Source organism: Rhodococcus sp. GQ147 (assembly GCF_059759155.1).
Genome location: NZ_JCAXDU010000004.1, coordinates 1 through 16,991 on the forward strand (window position 1 = coordinate 1; position 16,991 = coordinate 16,991).

At 68.4% G+C, this 16,991-nt stretch carries 15 protein-coding genes; 1 reads left to right on the plus strand and 14 read right to left on the minus strand.

Annotated elements, in window-relative coordinates:
• Positions 1 to 627 (plus strand): class I SAM-dependent methyltransferase (locus tag AC6CID_RS05970; protein ID WP_498353697.1); only part of this gene is annotated, 627 nt, incomplete at its 5' end.
• Between the two features lie 93 nt (positions 628 to 720).
• Here AC6CID_RS05970 and AC6CID_RS05975 read toward each other — a convergent pair.
• From AC6CID_RS05975 to AC6CID_RS06040, 14 genes are all read right to left on the minus strand, one after another.
• Entirely contained in the window at positions 721 to 867 is a 147-nt protein-coding gene (locus AC6CID_RS05975) for a hypothetical protein (RefSeq protein WP_024101189.1), read from the minus strand.
• 79 nt (positions 868 to 946) lie between these two features.
• A complete protein-coding gene (gene msrA, locus AC6CID_RS05980; protein ID WP_498353698.1) occupies positions 947 to 1,468 on the minus strand; it encodes a peptide-methionine (S)-S-oxide reductase MsrA in 522 nt (173 codons plus the stop codon).
• Positions 1,469 to 1,534: 66 nt separating this feature from the next.
• On the minus strand, positions 1,535 to 3,139 hold the full coding sequence (nuoN, locus tag AC6CID_RS05985) for an NADH-quinone oxidoreductase subunit NuoN (RefSeq protein ID WP_220666166.1): 1,605 nt from the start codon (positions 3,137 to 3,139) through the stop codon (positions 1,535 to 1,537).
• Entirely contained in the window at positions 3,136 to 4,827 is a 1,692-nt protein-coding gene (locus AC6CID_RS05990) for an NADH-quinone oxidoreductase subunit M (protein WP_498353699.1), read from the minus strand. Before AC6CID_RS05990 ends, nuoN begins: the two co-directional genes overlap by 4 nt.
• Positions 4,828 to 4,840: 13 nt before the next feature.
• Positions 4,841 to 6,733: an NADH-quinone oxidoreductase subunit L gene (gene nuoL, locus AC6CID_RS05995; RefSeq protein ID WP_064061997.1), complete on the minus strand. Its 1,893-nt coding sequence runs from the start codon at positions 6,731 to 6,733 to the stop codon at positions 4,841 to 4,843.
• Positions 6,734 to 6,790: 57 nt separating this feature from the next.
• Positions 6,791 to 7,090, minus strand: coding sequence for an NADH-quinone oxidoreductase subunit NuoK (gene nuoK, locus AC6CID_RS06000; RefSeq protein ID WP_016935375.1), 300 nt, complete (start codon positions 7,088 to 7,090; stop codon positions 6,791 to 6,793).
• The gene (locus tag AC6CID_RS06005; RefSeq protein WP_220666167.1) at positions 7,087 to 7,881 is read right to left on the minus strand and encodes an NADH-quinone oxidoreductase subunit J; all 795 of its coding nucleotides are present in this window, start codon (positions 7,879 to 7,881) and stop codon (positions 7,087 to 7,089) included. Before AC6CID_RS06005 ends, nuoK begins: the two co-directional genes overlap by 4 nt.
• Positions 7,878 to 8,423: an NADH-quinone oxidoreductase subunit NuoI gene (gene nuoI, locus AC6CID_RS06010; protein ID WP_064061995.1), complete on the minus strand. Its 546-nt coding sequence runs from the start codon at positions 8,421 to 8,423 to the stop codon at positions 7,878 to 7,880. The genes AC6CID_RS06005 and nuoI overlap by 4 nt, the downstream gene beginning before the upstream one ends.
• Positions 8,423 to 9,724: an NADH-quinone oxidoreductase subunit NuoH gene (gene nuoH / locus AC6CID_RS06015; RefSeq protein ID WP_064061994.1), complete on the minus strand. Its 1,302-nt coding sequence runs from the start codon at positions 9,722 to 9,724 to the stop codon at positions 8,423 to 8,425. Before nuoH ends, nuoI begins: the two co-directional genes overlap by 1 nt.
• On the minus strand, positions 9,721 to 12,192 hold the full coding sequence (locus tag AC6CID_RS06020; protein ID WP_064061993.1) for an NADH-quinone oxidoreductase subunit G: 2,472 nt from the start codon (positions 12,190 to 12,192) through the stop codon (positions 9,721 to 9,723). The genes nuoH and AC6CID_RS06020 overlap by 4 nt, the downstream gene beginning before the upstream one ends.
• Positions 12,189 to 14,375, minus strand: coding sequence for an NADH-quinone oxidoreductase subunit NuoF (gene nuoF / locus AC6CID_RS06025; RefSeq protein ID WP_072740440.1), 2,187 nt, complete (start codon positions 14,373 to 14,375; stop codon positions 12,189 to 12,191). The genes AC6CID_RS06020 and nuoF overlap by 4 nt, the downstream gene beginning before the upstream one ends.
• A complete protein-coding gene (locus tag AC6CID_RS06030) occupies positions 14,372 to 15,676 on the minus strand; it encodes an NADH-quinone oxidoreductase subunit D (RefSeq protein ID WP_006554041.1) in 1,305 nt (434 codons plus the stop codon). Before AC6CID_RS06030 ends, nuoF begins: the two co-directional genes overlap by 4 nt.
• Positions 15,673 to 16,389: an NADH-quinone oxidoreductase subunit C gene (locus AC6CID_RS06035; RefSeq protein ID WP_006554042.1), complete on the minus strand. Its 717-nt coding sequence runs from the start codon at positions 16,387 to 16,389 to the stop codon at positions 15,673 to 15,675. The genes AC6CID_RS06030 and AC6CID_RS06035 overlap by 4 nt, the downstream gene beginning before the upstream one ends.
• Positions 16,386 to 16,940 carry a NuoB/complex I 20 kDa subunit family protein gene (locus tag AC6CID_RS06040; RefSeq protein ID WP_006554043.1) on the minus strand — a complete coding sequence of 185 codons (555 nt, stop codon included), beginning with the start codon at positions 16,938 to 16,940 and terminating at the stop codon, positions 16,386 to 16,388. The genes AC6CID_RS06035 and AC6CID_RS06040 overlap by 4 nt, the downstream gene beginning before the upstream one ends.
• Between the last annotated feature and the right edge of the window lie 51 nt (positions 16,941 to 16,991).

A 16,991-nucleotide genomic window follows, 5' to 3' on the forward strand; every position in this document is an offset into this window, starting at 1 on the left:
CGATACGACGTGCACGTCATCGGTCCGACGTTGAGCCGCAACCAGTACGAACACGTGTCCGGTCTGCTCTCGGGCATGGCCTCCGGAGGCCGTACCGCGGAAGTGCGTCTACAAGGCTGGGAAGAGTTCGACGAGTCGGTGGTCCGCATCGTCAGCATCGGAGCGTTCGAGCATTTCCGTCGACAGCGGTACGACACTTTCTTCGACCGCGCCTCTCGCATCCTGCCAGACGACGGCAGGATGCTGCTGCACACCATCGTGGGCCATTCCCGCGCCCAGTTCGAGGCGATGAAGGTGCCGGTTACCCGCGAGGACGCACTGTTCCTGCGGTTCATCATGAGGGAAATTCTCCCCGGAGGACAGCTCCCCGACCGGGATCTGGTCATCACCGGCGCACAACGCAACAGCTTCTGGGTGCAGAACATCGAGTCTCTGCAACCTCATTATGCTCGCACGCTCGACCTGTGGGCGCGAGCCCTCGAGGCGCGGCGCAACGACGCGGTGCGGATGGCCTCCGAGGAGGTCTACCAGCGATACATCAGGTACCTCACCGGGTGCGCCGCGAATTTCCGACGTCGCCTCATCGACGTCCAGCAGTTCACCCTCGTGAAGCAGCAGCACCGCTGAGGCTCGGTCCCGAGGGACCGGCGGCACAACGAAACCGGTGAGCCTGCACGCCGATCCGCTGCCCGGGTGGACAACGGATCAGCGAGGGGCAGATCAGTGCGAGCCGCGGCGCTTCTGCTGCAGCTTGGCGAGCATCTCCTTGGCCTTGCGCTGATTCTCGGGCTTGGCCGCTTCGCGTCGGGCGACCTGGATCGCCTTGACCACGGCGGCGCTCTTCATAGCCTTGCCGAACATTCCCATCGAGCACTCCTCCGCAGTGGCGTCACAACCTGTACCTCCACGATACGGATCCGCGGAAGGAACCACCCGTGCGCGTGATTCAGTTCGCCGCGTCGGCGATGCGACTGTTCGGCAGCCTCCAGTCCGGCCGCGGGAAGTGGCAGTTGTACCCGTTCGGGTAGTGCTGAAGATAGTCCTGGTGCTCGGGTTCGGCCTCCCAGAAGGTGCTCGCGGGAGTCACCTCGGTGACCACCGTGCCGGGCCACAGACCCGACGCCTCGACGTCGGCGATGGTGTCCACCGCGACCTGCTTCTGCTCGTCGTCGAGGTAGAAGATCGCAGAACGGTAGGACGCCCCGACGTCGTTGCCCTGCCGGTTCAGGGTGGTCGGATCGTGGATCTGGAAGAAGAACTCGAGCAGCGCCCGGTAGTCGGTCCGTGCGGGGTCGTAGACGATCTCGACGGACTCCGCGTGCCCCGGATGGTTGCGGTAGGTAGGGTGATCGTTCTGCCCACCGGTGTAGCCGACCCGCGTCGACACCACCCCGGGCTGTCTCCGGATCAGCTCCTCCATACCCCAGAAGCATCCGCCTGCCAGAATCGCGTTGCGTGTATCGGTCATTACGCCTCCTCGGGAGGTGGAACCGATACGACGGTCGCGACATTCCCTGCCCGCGCCCGCTCGTGGTCAGAGGACGAACACCGCCGCCCGTTCGGCGAGGTCGAGGACGGGTTGCGGCAGGATGCCGAGCAGCACCGTCGCCACCGCCGCGAACGCGATCGCCGCGCTCGTCGCCACGGTCGAGGTCGCGAGCCGCGGGGCGTCGTCGGTCGGGTCGGTGAAGAACATCAGCACGATCACCCGCACGTAGAAGTAGGCGGCGACCGCACTGACCAGCACACCGACGATCACGAGCGGAGCCGCACCGCCCTCGATCGCCGCACCGAAGACCGCGAACTTCGCGATGAACCCGCTGGTGAGCGGAATGCCCGCCAGCGACAGCAGGAACAGCGCGAACGCCCCGCCGAGCAACGGTGAGCGCCGCCCGACACCGGCCCAGCGCGACAGCTCCCACGTCTCGCCTTCCGGGTCGCGCACCAGCGTCACCACGGCGAACACACCGACCGTCCCGATCCCGTAGACGAGCAGATAGAACAGCGTCGACGACACCCCGGACGCGGTGCCGGCCACGACACCGGTGAGCACGAATCCGGTATGGCTGATCGCCGAGTACGCGAGCATGCGCTTGATGTCGTTCTGCGTCACCGCCAGAACCGCGCCGACGACCATCGTCGCGATCGCGACGGCCCACAGAATCGGCCGCCACTGGTCGGCGGAACCGGGAACCGCGACGTAGAGCACACGCAGCAGTGCACCGAAGGCGGCGATCTTCGTCGCGGCGGCCATGAACGCCGTCACGGGGGTCGGTGCCCCCTGGTAGACGTCCGGAGTCCACGAATGGAAGGGCACCGCCCCGATCTTGAAGAGCAACCCGACGGCCAGCAGACCCACCCCGACGAGCGCGGTGGTCTCGCTGCCCGCACCGGTGTCCATCGCCAGGGCGATCCCACCGAGGTGGACGGTCCCGGCGTAGCCGTAGAGCATCGCCACCCCGTACAGGAAGAACGCCGACGAGAACGCGCCCAGCAGGAAGTACTTCAGTGCTGCTTCCTGGGAGAGCAACCGCCGGCGCCGCGCCAGACCGCACAGCAGGTACAGCGGCAGCGACAGCACCTCGAGCGCGACGAACATCGTCAGCAAGTCGTTCGAGGCCGGGAACACGAGCATCCCGCCCACCGCGAACAGCAGGAGCGGGAAGACCTCGGTCCGTGCGCCGCCCGCCGCGAGCGCCTGCCGTTCGGCCGCGGTACCCGGAATCGCCGACGCCTGGGGCGCGAATGCGTCGAGATGCGCACCGGCCGCGGCGCGGGAAACTGATTGCGCGCGAACCTGTTCGATACTCCGTTCCGCGACGAGCGCAACCGACAACACCGCCACGATCAGGACCGATCCCTGCAGGAACAGCGCCGGTCCGTCGATCACGACCGCCCCCGACAGGGTGGTCGCACGGGTTCCCGCGAGCATCACCACGGCGACGAACGCCGCCACGAGCGCACCCGTCGTCAGGAGCACGTGGGCGAGGTAGCGTGCCGAGGTCGGCGCGAACGACTCGATCAGCACACCGACGACGGCGGCGGCGAAGACGATGAGGATCGGTGCGATCAGTCCGTAGTCGATCGCCGGGGCGGGAATTGATGCGGCTAGAACGACGATGCCCTCGGAGGGGTTCATTCGGCTTCACCTTCCTCGGAACCGTTCGCGGGAACACCACTCTCGGCGACGGGTCGCTCGGCGGGCACCACCGGTTCGGGCCGGGAGATGTCGATCGAGACGAGCGTGTCGTCGACCGCCGGGGTGATGACATCGAGCGCGGGTTTCGGATAGATCCCCAGAACGAGCAGCAACGCGATCAGCGGCGCGACCACCGCGACCTCACGAGGCACGAGATCGGAGAGCCTGCGGGCGTGTTCGGCACCGCCGTTCCCGTCGTCACCGTCGACCCCACCGGGCAGGCGCACGGGTCCGCCCATCATGCGCTGGTAGAGCCACAGCACGTAGAGCGCGGACAGCACGAGCGCGAGTGTCGCGATCACCGCAGCCACCTGGTAGCGCGGATAGGTGCCGACGAAGACGAGGAACTCGCTGACGAACGGCGCGAGCCCGGGCAGGGACAGGGTCGCCAGTCCGGCGACGAGGAAGGTTCCGGCGAGGACCGGAGCGACCTTCTGCACCCCGCCATAGGCGGCGATGGTGCGGTCTCCGCGCCGCGAGACGAGGAAACCGGCAATGAGGAACAGTGCGGCCGTGGAGATCCCGTGGTTGACCATGTACAGCGTCGAGCCGGCCTGCCCCTGCGAGGTCAGCGCGAAGATGCCGAGGACGATGAACCCGAAGTGCGAGATGGAGGTGTAGGCGATCAGGCGCATCACGTCGGTCTGACCGATCGCGAGCACCGCGCCGTAGACGATGCCGATGACGGCGAGAGTCACCACGACCGGCGCGAAGGTCACCGAGGCGTCGGGGAAGAGCTGCAGGCAGTAGCGCAGCATGCCGAAGGTGCCGACTTTGTCGACCACTGCCATCATGAGCACCGCCGCGACCGGCGTGGTCCGCACCGCCGCGTCGGGTAGCCACCCGTGCAGCGGCCACAGTGGAGCCTTCACCGCGAAGGCGACGAGGAAACCGAAACACAGTGCGGCGAGCACGGCGGGGGTTGCGTCGAGATCACCGGCGACGGCGGCGGCGGTGACGGTCCGGACGTCGAAGGTGCCCACTCCCGCGGTCTCCCCCAGCCCGGATCGGGCGGTGACCACGTACAGGCCGATCAACGCGGCGAGCATCACCAGTCCGCCGAGCAGGTTGTACAGCAGGAACTTCACGGCGGCTCGTGCCCGGTCGGCACGCGGTGTCCCCGGCGACCCGAACCCGCCTATGAGGAAGTACATCGGGACGAGCATCGCCTCGAAGAAGACGTAGAACAGCAGGATGTCGAGGGCGGTGAACGACACGAGCACCATCGACTCGACGAGCAGGATCAGCGCCACATAGGTGTGCGCGGAGCGTGGGCGGGCCGCGCCGGCGTCCTCGTCGGCGGCGCGGTGATCGTGCCATCCGGCGGCCAGGAGCAACGGCACGAGCGCGGCGGTCAACAGGACCAGCACCAGGGCGATGCCGTCGACGCCGAGCCGGTAGCCGGCGCCGAACGAGGGGATCCAGTCGTGCGATTCGACGAACTGGAAACGCTCTCCCGCGCGGTCGAATCCGACGGCAACGATCACCGCGACCACCAGAACGGCGATCGACACCGTCAGGGCGATCGACCGGGTGGCGGAACCGAGGCGTGCGGGCAGGGCCGCGATCGCGGCGGCGCCGAGCAGCGGGAGCACCCACAGGATCGTCAACCAGGGAACGGTGGTCACCAGTACACCCCCATCACAGCGTCATCAGGACGAGCGCGCCGACCACGACGGTCGCGCCGGCGAACATGTACAACGCGTACGAACGGACGAAGCCGGTCTGCAGCCGGCGCAGTCCGCGCGAGAGCGCACCGATCCCGGTGGCGGCGCCGGTGACGGAGCCGTCGATGCCGGTGGATTCCACGCCGTCCAGGGCGCGCACCAGACCCTGACCGGGACGCATGAACACCGCTTCGTTCACGGCGTCGCCGTAGAGGTCGCGACGCGCGGCGACGGTCAGCGCCGACACCGCTTCGGGTGCCGTCGCCGGGACCGGTGCGCGCACGTACTGCCGGTAGGCGACGGCGACACCGGCGAGCACGACCGCCAGCGTGACGGTGGTGACGAGCCAGACGGGCAAACCACCTTCGTGATGGTCGTAGCCGACGACGGGTTCGAGCCAGTGCTGCAACGCGCCACCGAACACCAGCAGACCGCCGGCACCGACCGAGCCCATGGCGAGAGCGATCATCGGCCAGGTCATCGAGGCCGGCGACTCGTGCGGGACGGCGTCGGGCGCCCATCGCCGGTCGCCGAAGAAGGTCAGGATCATCACGCGGGTCATGTAGAAGGCGGTCAGTCCCGCACCGAGCAGCGCGACGACACCGAGCACGATGCCTTCGACACCGCCGGCGGCGAAGGCCACCTCGATGATCTTGTCCTTGGAGAAGAAGCCGGCGAACGGCGGGATCCCGATGATGGCGAGGTACCCCAGCCCGAAGGTGGCGAAGGTGATCGGCATGACCGCGCGCAGTCCGCCGTAGCGGCGCATGTCGGTCTCGTCGTTCATCGCGTGCATCACCGAGCCGGCGCCGAGGAACAGTCCGGCCTTGAAGAAGCCGTGGGTGAGCAGGTGCAGGATCGCGAAGGCGTACCCGGCGGGACCGAGACCGGCGGCGAGCACCATATAGCCGATCTGGCTCATCGTCGATGCCGCGAGCGCCTTCTTGATGTCGTCCTTGGCGCAGCCGATGATCGCGCCGAAGAGCAGCGTCGCTGCGCCGACGATCACCACCGCGAGTCGCGCGGCCGGTGCGGCGTCGAAGATCGCGTTCGCGCGGACCACGAGGTAGACACCGGCGGTGACCATGGTCGCGGCGTGGATGAGCGCGGAGACGGGGGTGGGGCCCTCCATGGCGTCGCCGAGCCACGACTGCAGCGGCAGCTGAGCGGATTTCGCGCACGCGGCCAGGAGCAGACACAGGCCGATCGCCGTCACCGTGCCTTCGGTCGCGGCGGGGACCGAGGCGAAGACGGTGTCGTAGTCGAGGCTGCCGAAGGTCGCGAACATGATCATGAGAGCGATGAGCAACCCCATGTCGCCGACGCGGTTGACGACGAACGCCTTCTTCGCGGCGGTCGCGGCGGTGGGCTTGTACTGCCAGAAGCCGATGAGCAGGTAGGAGGCGAGACCGACGCCCTCCCACCCGAGGTACAGGACGAGGAAGTTGTCGGCGAGGACGAGCACCAGCATCGCCGCGAGGAACAGGTTGAGATAGGCGAAGAACTTCCGGCGTTCCGGATCGTGCGCCATGTAGCCGATCGAGTAGAGGTGGATCAGCGAGCCCACGCCGGTGATGAGCAGTACGAAGCAGATCGACAGCGCGTCGAGCCGGAGGCCGAGATCGACCTGCAGCTCGCCGACCGGCACCCAGGTGAACACGGTCTGCTGTGCGAGCCGGGCGTTCGCGTCGAGTCCGAGCAGTCCGGCGAACATGACGGCTCCGACGACGAAGGAGGCGATCGCCGTGGCGCATCCGAGCAGATGTCCCCAGCGGTCGCTGCGCCGCCCGAGGAGCAGCAGTCCGAACGCGCCGGCCAGGGGCAGTGCCGGTATCGTCCACAGCGCCGAGTTCAGGAACGACGTCATGTCGCGTGTCCTCTCGGTTCGTCGTGAGCTCTCACACTCACCGTCCTCGTGGAATCGTCAGTACTTGAGCAGGTCGGCGTTGTCGACGGAGGCCGATCGCCTCGTCCGGAAGATGGTCACGATGATGGCGAGACCGACGACGACCTCGGCGGCCGCGACGACCATCGTGAAGAAGGCGAACACCTGTCCGTGGAGGTTGCCGTGCATCCGCGCGAAGGTGACGAAGGCCAGGTTGGCGGCGTTGAGCATCAGTTCGACGCACATGAATACGACGATGGCGTTGCGGCGGACGAGAACTCCCACTGCGCCGATGGTGAACAGCAGTGCGGACAGGTAGAGGTAGTTCTCAGGGTTCATCGCCGATCCTTCCTCGCGTCGTCACCGCCGGGTTCGCGCAGGCCGAGCTCGGTGTGGTCCCAGTCGCGGCCGATGCGGCCGAGCAGCTCACCGACCGACAGTTCGGAGAACGAGCCGTCCGGGAGCAGGGCCGGAACGTCGGCGGCGTTGTGGCGGGCGTAGACACCCGCAGCCGGCAGCGGAGTGACCCGTTCTCCTTCTCGGAACCGGCGTGCGGCGAGTTCGCGTTGGGTCTGCTTCGGCTGCAGACGTTCCCGGTGGGCGAGCACCATCGCCCCGACGGTGGCGGTGATGAGCAGCGCTCCGGTGAGTTCGAACGCCCAGACGTAGTCGATGAACAGCAGCACCGCGATAGCCTCGACGTTGCCGCCGGCGTTGGCGGCGTCGAGTCCCGCGAAGCCGGAGACCGCGGTGTTCCCGATGCCGCCGATGAGCATCACCGCGAATCCGATCGCCACGACGATCGCGAGAACGCGCTGGCCCTTGATCGTTTCGACGAGGGAATCGGACGAGTCGATGCCGACGAGCATGAGCACGAACAGGAACAGCATCATGACCGCGCCGGTGTAGACCACGACCTGCACCACACCGAGGAACACGGCGTCCTGCGCGATGTAGAAGACGGCGAGCACGATCATCGTCATGGCGAGGAACAGCGCCGAGTACACGGCCTTCGGGGCGACGACGACACCGAGCGCCCCGAGTACCGCGACGGCACCGAGGATCCAGAACTGCACGGCCTCCCCGGTGGAGGTCGTGGTGAGTTCGGCGGCGAGCAGGGCAGTGGTCACCGGCTCTCCTCCCCGTCGGCGGCGGACGCGTGTTCCGGGACGGGGATCGTGCCCCGGTAGTAGTCCTCGTCGGTGGCGCCGGGCGCCATGGGATGCGGAGGTGGCTGCATTCCGGGTTCGAGGGGGGCGAGCAGGCGGTCCTTCTCGTAGATCATGTCGGTGCGGTTGTCGGCGGCCATCTCGTACTCGTTCGTCATCGTCAGCGCGCGGGTCGGGCACGCCTCGATGCACAGTCCGCAGCCGATGCACCGCAGGTAGTTGATCTGGTAGACGCGCCCGTACCGTTCGCCGGGCGAGTACCGCTCCTCGTCGGTGTTGTCGGCGCCCTCGACGTGGATGGCGTCGGCCGGGCACGCCCACGCGCACAGTTCGCAGCCGATGCACTTCTCGAGTCCGTCCGGATACCGGTTGAGCTGGTGGCGTCCGTGATACCGGGGTGCGGTGGGTCTCTTCTGCTCCGGATACTGCTCGGTGTTGGGCTTCTTGAACATCGTCGTGAGCGTCACACCGAAACCGGCGAGCGGGCCGCGGAATTCGACCATCACGATCCTCCTGGGAGACGACCCGCCGGGGCGGGCGGACTCGATCGGGTGCTCGACCGAGCAGGTAGTGGCGGCACGGGGAAGCCCCCGGCCATGGCGTCGAATTCCGCGTCGACGTCGGCGGGTGGTTCTGTCGCCTGGGCGATGCGCCGGGTCCGCCGCCCCTGCAGGGTGAGGTAGGCGAACAACAGGGCGGTGGACAGCACCCCGGCGACGATGAGGCTCGCGGTGCCGGGCAGGACGTCGTCGGTGTCGAGGATGCGCAGCGCGGCCACGATCATCACCCACACCACCGAGACGGGGATGAGCAGTTTCCAACCCAGGGCCATGAACTGGTCGTAGCGCAGTCGCGGCAGGGTGCTGCGCAGCCACACGAAGACGAACAGCACGACCCACACCTTGATCACGAACCACAGCAGCGGCCACCAGCCCGAGTTCGCGCCGCTCCACAGCGTCAGCGGCCACGGCGCGTGCCAGCCACCGAGGAACAGCGTGGTCGCGAGCGCGGAGACGGTGACCATGTTGACGTACTCCGCGAGCATGAACATCGCGAATCGCAGCGACGAGTACTCGGTGTGGAAACCGCCCACCAGTTCGCCCTCGGCCTCGGGCAGGTCGAAGGGAGCGCGGTTGGTCTCCCCCACCATCGACACCGAATACACCAGGAAGGACGGCAGCAGCAGCACGACGAACCACAGGTCGTTCTGCGCGGCGACGATGCCCGAGGTCGACATCGTGCCCGCCTGCAGGAAGACCGCGGCGAACGCGAGTCCCATCGCGATCTCGTAGGAGATGACCTGCGCGGTCGAGCGGAGGCCACCGAGCAGCGGATAGGTCGAACCCGAGGCCCAGCCGGCGAGCACGATGCCGTAGACGCCGACGGAGGTGATCGCCAGGACGTAGAGCACCGCGACGGGAAGATCGGTGAGCTGCAACGGCGTCCGGTTCCCGAAGATCGACACCTCCGGCCCGAAGGGAATCACCGCGAACGCCATGAACGCCGGGGCCGTCGCGATGATCGGGGCGAGCATGTAGATCGGCTTGTCCACCCCGGTCGGGATGATGCCTTCCTTGAGGGCGAGCTTCAGGCCGTCGGCGACGGTCTGGAACAGTCCCTTCGGTCCCACCCGGTCGGGTCCGACCCGCATCTGCATCCGGGCCATGATCTTGCGTTCGGCGAGGATCATCACGAGCGTCGTCAGGACGAGGAACGCGAAGATCGCCACGGCCTTGACGACGACGAGCCACCACGGGTCGATGCCGAACATCGACAGATCCACGGGCTGGGCGATAACGCTCATCGCGGATCCTCCTCGTCCGATCCGGAACCCGTCGTGGCGGCGGCCCGGATCCGCACCACATCACCGGCGGTGACACCGAGATCGACGTGCACCATCGATCCCGGCGAGGCGGTGGGCAGCCAGACCACGCGGTCGGGCAGGTCGTCGACCACCAGCGGCAGAGTGATCGAGCCGCGCTCGGTGGAGACGGTGAGCGAATGATGTTCGGCGGCACCGATCTCCGCGGCTGTCGCGGCCGACAGCCGGGCGACGGGTTCGTGCGCCGTTCCGGCGAGGTGCGGTTCGTCGTCCTGCAACCGGCCCGCGTCGAGCAGCATCCGCCAGGTGGCCAGGACCGCTTCCCCGAGGACGGGACGTCGCGCAGGTCGCGGGGACACTTTCGGCGACTCGGGGACGGTGCCCGTCCATCGTCCGAGCTCGGCGAGTTCGTGGCGCAGGGTCTCGACGTCGTGGGGGCCGGGATCGTCGAGACCGGCGCCGAGGTCCATCGCGTCGGCGATCGCCGCGAGCACCCGGTGGTCGGGCAGTGCTCCGGTGTCGCGGAGCGCGATCGGGAAGGCACGTTCGCGTCCCTCCCAGTCGAGGAAGCTCCCGGCCTTCTCCACCACCGGCGCGACGGGGAAGACGACGTCGGCGCGGTCGGTCACCGCGCTGTGTCGCACTTCCAGACTCACGACGAATCCGGCGCCGTCGAGACCGGCGAGTGCGGCATCGGGTTCGGGCAGGTCGGCGGGGTCGATGCCGGCGACCACGAGCGCATCCACGTCACCCTCGGCGGCGGCGGCGAGGAGGGCGACGGTGTCGCGACCCGGTTCCGTCGGCAGGGTGTCGGCCGGGAGGCCCCACGCCGACTCGACGTCGCGCCTGGCCTGCGGGTCACCGACCGGACGGCCGCCGGGGAGAAGTGTCGGGAAGGCGCCGGCTTCGAGAGCTCCGCGATCACCGGCGCGGCGCGGGATCCACGCGAGGCGGGCTCCGGTCTCGTCGGCGAGGACGGCGGCGGCGGACAGCGTGCCGGGCGAGGCTGCTGCCCGCTCCCCCACCAGCACGATCGCACCGGGAGCCCGGAGCGCGGCCGCGGCGTCGGCGGATGCGCCGGTGCGGATCGCGTCGAGCGCGCGTGCCTCGTCGCCCGGGACGCACTGTTCGACCCGCCCCGACAGCTTGTGGACGCTGCGCGAGGCGAACGGTGCGATCGTGAAGACCTGCAGCCTGTTCCGCCGGACCGCCTTGCGCAGCCGCAGAAAGACGATCGGCGACTCCTCCTCCGGCTCGAATCCGACGAGGAGCACCGCGGGCGCGCGGTCGAGGTCGAGGTAGGTGACGTCGAGACGCCGTCCGGCGACCCTCGAGGCGAGGAAGTCCGTCTCCTCCTCCGACAGGGCTCGGCTACGGAAGTCGATGTCGTTGGTGCCGAGCGCCGTTCGCGCGAACTTCGCGTACGCGTAGGCGTCCTCGACGGTGAGTCGGCCACCGGTGAGGACTGCGGCTCTGCCGTGCGCCGCCGCCAGCCCGCGCGCAGCGACGCCGAGCGCCTCGATCCACGATGCGGGAACGAGCGCTCCGGTGTCGTCGCGGACGAGCGGCGTGGTGAGGCGGTCGTCGGCGGTGGCGTAGGTGAACGCCCAGCGTCCCTTGTCGCAGTTCCATTCCTCGTTGACCGCGGGGTCGTCCCCGGCGAGTCGGCGCAGCACGGCTCCACGACGATGGTCGGTGCGCTGGGCGCAGCCGCTCGCGCAGTGTTCGCACACACTCGGCGTGGAGACCAGATCGAACGGGCGGGCGCGAAACCGGTAGGCGGCGCCGGTGAGCGCGCCGACCGGACAGATCTGGACGGTGTTGCCGGAGAAGTACGACTCGAACGGTTCCTCGGTGTAGATACCGACCTGCTGCAGCGCCCCGCGGTCGAGCATGTCGACGAACCGGTCGCCCGCGATCTGGTCGGCGAAGCGGGTGCACCGCGCGCACAGCACGCACCGTTCGCGGTCGAGGAGCACCTGCGAGGAGATCGCGATGGGTTTCGGGTAGGTGCGTTTGGTGTCCTCGAAGCGGGACTCGGCGCGTCCGTTGGACATCGCCTGGTTCTGCAGCGGGCACTCGCCGCCCTTGTCGCATACCGGACAGTCGAGCGGATGGTTGATGAGCAGCAGTTCCATCACGCCGCGCTGGGCCTTGTCGGCCACCGGTGAGGTGAACTGGGTGCGCACGACCATCCCGTCGGTGACCACGGAGGTGCACGAGGCGAGCGGTTTGCGCTGGCCCTCGACCTCGACGAGGCACTGGCGGCACGCACCGACCGGTTCGAGCAGCGGGTGGTCGCAGAACCGCGGGATCTGGACCCCGATCAGTTCGGCGGCGCGGATCACGAGAGTGCCCTTGGGCACGGCGATCTCGGTGTCGTCGATGGTGACGTTCACGAGGTCGGTAGTCTCGGACTTCTCCGCACCGGCACCGGACACTGCGGTCATCGCTCGCCTCCTTCCGCGGGGGCGTCGGCGGCGAGCGTCGACAGGTGCGGGTCGAACGGGCAGCCGCCGTGCTCGAAGTGGGCGACGTATTCGTCGCGGAAGTACTTCAGCGACGACGTGATCGGGCTGGTCGCGCCGTCCCCGAGCGCGCAGAACGCCCGGCCGAGGATGTTGTCGGAGATGTCGAGCAGCTTCTCCAGGTCGGCTTCGGCGCCCCGGCCGTGTTCGAGCCGCTCGAGGATCTGCACGAGCCACCAGGTGCCCTCGCGGCAGGGGGTGCACTTGCCGCACGATTCGTGCGCGTAGAACTCGGTCCAGCGCAGCACCGTGCGGACGACGCAGGTGGTCTCGTCGAAGATCTGCAGGGCCCGGGTCCCGAGCATCGACCCGGCGGCGGCGACGTTCTCGTAGTCCAGGGGGACGTCGAGGTGTTCGTCGGTGAAGATCGGGGTCGACGAACCGCCGGGTGTCCAGAACTTGAGCCGGTGGCCGGCGCGCACACCCCCGGCGTAGCCGAGCAGCTCGCGCAGGGTGATGCCGAGCGGGGCCTCGTACTGGCCGGGGGTGGTGACGTGCCCGGAGAGCGAGAACATCGCGAATCCCGGTGATTTCTCGGTGCCCATCGAGCGGTACCAGTCCACACCGTTGCGGATGACGAGCGGGACGTTCGCGATGGATTCGACGTTGTTGACGACGGTCGGGCATGCGTACAGGCCGGCGACGGCGGGAAAGGGCGGGCGCAGGCGTGGTTGGCCGCGGCGGCCCTCGAGGGAGTCGAGCAGCGCCGTCTCCTCACCGCAGATGTATGCGCCCGCACCGGCGTGGACGACGAGTTCGAGGTCGTATCCGGAGCCGAGGATGTCGCGTCCGAGACAACCGGCCTCGTAGGCCTCGGCGACCGCCGCGTGCAGGCGCCGCAGCACCGGGACGGCTTCGCCGCGGAGATAGACGAACGCGTGCCGGGCGCGGATCGCGTAGGCGGCGATGATCACGCCTTCGACGAGGGCATGCGGGGTGGCCAGCATGAACGGGATGTCCTTGCAGGTGCCCGGTTCGGATTCGTCGGCGTTGACGACGAGATAGTGCGGCTTGTCGTCGCCCTGCGGGATGAACGACCACTTGGTGCCCGTGGAGAATCCGGCGCCGCCGCGACCGCGGATCCCGGAATCCTTGACTGCGACGATGACCGCATCCGGGTCCATGCCGAGCGCGATGGGCAGGGCTTCGTATCCACCGTGCCGCCGGTAGGCGTCGAGGGTCCACGCCTGTTCCTCGGCCCAATAACGGGTGAGTACGGGGGTCAGACCTGTCGGTGATTTCCCGACGGCGACGACGGCCTCGTCATTCTCCGGCGGTTCGGGTGCCCGCATGTCGTGCTTGCGGGCGACCTCGAGCCCGGCGAGGGAGGCCGGCCCGGCGGTACCGGCGGCCTCGAGCGCACCGGGCCGGTCGTCGGGGATCCCCGCGAGCAGGCGTGCGGTGTCGCGGAAGCTGCGCAGCGGGGCGCCGCGCGTCGGTGCGGGGGTGCCGCCGGCGAGCAGGTCGTCGACGAGTTCGATCGCGGACTCGATAGTGCGGTTGTCGAACAGTTCCCAGTCGACGGTCATCACGGGGGCGTAGTCGCACGCCGCGTTGCATTCGATGTGCTCGAGGGTGATCGCGCCGTCGGCGGTGGTCTCGTCGTGTCCGATGCCGAGCCGGGTGCACAGCGCGGAGAAGATCTCGTCGCCGCCCATCGTCGCGCACAACGCGTTCGTGCACACTCCGACGTGGTGGCGGCCGGTCGGCGAGCGGCGGTACATGGTGTAGAAGGTGGAGACGGCGGCGACCTCGGCGCCGGTGAGTCCGAGCCGCCGGGCGCAGAACTCGATGCCGGCCGGCGTGATGTAACCGTCCTCCGCCTGCACGAGGTGCAGCAGCGGCAGCAGCGCTGATCGTGGCTGCGGGTAGCGCGCGATGATCCGGTCGGCGTCGGCGTCGAGGCGGGCGCGCGCGTCGTCGGGATAGCGGCGCGGTGCGTCAGGTGGGGTGAGATAGGTGTCCTCGTCGGGTCGCGGCCCGAGCGGCACGAGGACGGGTTCGCGTCCGGCCGGTTCGGTCATCGGCACGGCGGCGGTGGTCTCGCTCGTGGCCGCGGTGCCGGTGGTCTCCGCGCCCGCAGCCCGCACGAATTCGGTGCTCATCGGTCCACTCCCCCCATCACCGGGTCGATGCTGGCGACGGCAGCGATCACGTCGGAGACCATGCCGCCCTCGCACATCGCCGCGACGGCCTGCAGATTCGTGAACGACGGGTCGCGGTAGTGCACGCGGTACGGGCGTGTGCCGCCGTCGCTGACCATGTGGACGCCGAGTTCGCCGCGTGGCGATTCGACGCCGATGTAGACCTGTCCCGCCGGGACACGTATGCCTTCGGTGACGAGCTTGAAGTGGTGGATCAGACCCTCCATCGACTCGCCCATGATGTGCCGGATGTGGTCGGGCGAGTTGCCGAGTCCGTCCGGTCCGAGCTGCAGTTCCGACGGCCAGGCGATCTTGCCGTCCTGGACCATCACCGGTCCGGGGCGGAGCCGGTCGAGGCACTGTTCGACGATCTTCAACGATTCGTGCATCTCCCCGATCCGGACGAGATAGCGCGCGTAGCAGTCGGATCCCTCTGCGGTGACGACGTCGAACTCGTAGGTCTCGTAGCCGCAGTAGGGTTCGGCGCGGCGCAGGTCGTAGGGCAGTCCGGTGGACCGTAGGATCGGTCCGGTGATCCCGAGGGCCATGCAGCCGGTGAGGTCGAGGCAGCCGATGTCGCGGGTGCGTGAGATGAAGATGGGGTTGTCGGTGAACAGGGCTTCGAGATCGGCGAGCCGGCCGGGTAGGAGGGCGAGCAGGTCGCGGATCATCGGCACGGCTTCGTCGGGCAAGTCCTGGGACAGTCCGCCGGGCCGGATGTAGGAGTGGTTCATCCGCAGTCCGGTGATCGTCTCGAAGACGTCGAGGATCAGTTCGCGTTCGCGGAAACCGAACAGCATCGGGGTGGTCGCGCCGAGTTCCATGCCACCGGTGGCCAGCGCCACCAGGTGCGAGGAGATGCGGTTGAGTTCCATGAGCATCACCCGCACGACCTGCGCGCGTTCGGGGACGAGATCCTCGATGCCGAGCAGCTTCTCGACGCCGAGGCAGTAGGCCGTCTCGTTGTGGAACGGGGCGAGGTAGTCCATGCGAGTGACGAAGGTGACGCCCTGCGTCCAGTTGCGGAATTCGAGGTTTTTCTCGATTCCGGTGTGCAGATAGCCGATTCCACATCGGGCCTCCGTGACGGTCTCGCCGTCGATCTCGAGGATCAGGCGCAACACTCCGTGGGTGGATGGGTGCTGGGGGCCCATGTTGACGACGATGTGGTCCTCGCCGCTGTCGCGTACGGCAGCGGTGATGCCGTCCCAGTCGCGTCCGACGGCGTCGAAGACGGTCTCGGTCGCGGGTTCGCTCGTCACGTGTACGCCCTCCGTTCGTCGGGTGGCGGGATCCGGGCGCCCTTGTATTCCACCGGGATGCCGCCGAGAGGGTAGTCCTTGCGTTGGGGATGTCCGTGCCAGTCGTCGGGCATCTCGATGCGGGTGAGCGCGGGGTGCCCGTCGAAGACGATTCCGAAGAAGTCGTAGGTCTCGCGCTCGTGCCAGTCGTTCGTCGGGTAGGTGCGGTAGAGCGAGGGGACGTACGGGTCGCTGTCGGGGATCGCGACCTCGAGCCGTATCCGACGGTTGTGGGTGATCGAGACGAGCGGATACACCGCGTGCAGTTCGCGGCCCGTCTCCTGCGGGTAATGCACCCCGCTGACCCCGAGGCACAGCTCGAAGCGGAGGTCCGCATGGTCGCGCAGGGTGCGGGCCACGAGCGGCAGATGTTCGCGGCGGACGAAGACGGTCAGCTGGTGGCGGTGCGCGACGACCTTCTCGACCGCCTGGGCATAGCCGACGCCGGTGTCGCCGGATCGCTCGTCGAGGACGTCCTCGAGCGTGTCGACGAGGTCGTCGAGGTACCCGCCGTAGGGTCGCTCGGTGCTGCCGGGCAGCGTCACCCGGCGCACGAGGCGGCCGTAGCCGCTGGTGTCACCGGATCCACGCACCCCGAACATGCCGCGTCGGACGGCGATCACCTCGTCGGCGCGGTCGTCGTGGTCGGATCCTGTCCGTTCGAGATCGGTCATCGCGGCGGCACCGTCAGTTCGATGAGGGGACGTTGGGCCAGGGCCGCTTCCTCGGCGGCGCGGATCGCCTCGGCCCGGTTCACACCCAGTGGCATCTGCGCGATCTTCTCGTGCAGCATGAGGATGGCGTGCAGGAGCATCTCGGGCCGGGGCGGGCAGCCCGGAAGGTAGATGTCGACGGGGACGACGTGGTCGACCCCCTGAACGATCGCGTAGTTGTTGAACATGCCGCCCGACGAGGCGCACACGCCCATCGCGAGCACCCACTTCGGTTCGACCATCTGGTCGTAGACGCGGCGCAGGGCGGGAGCCATCTTCTGGCTGACTCGGCCGGCGACGATCATGACGTCGGCCTGTCGCGGGGAGGCCCGGAAGGCCTCCATACCGAAGCGGGCGATGTCGTAGCGGCCACCGGCGGTGGCCATCATCTCGATGGCGCAGCACGCGAGCCCGAAGGACGCCGGCCACAAGGAGCCCTTGCGCGCGAAACCGGCCAGGGTCTCGACGGTGCTGAGCAGAAAACCGCTGGGGACCTTCTCCTCGATGCCCATCGCCCGTCACCTTCCCCGGAATCGGACCGGACGCCCGGTCGTTTGTCGTCC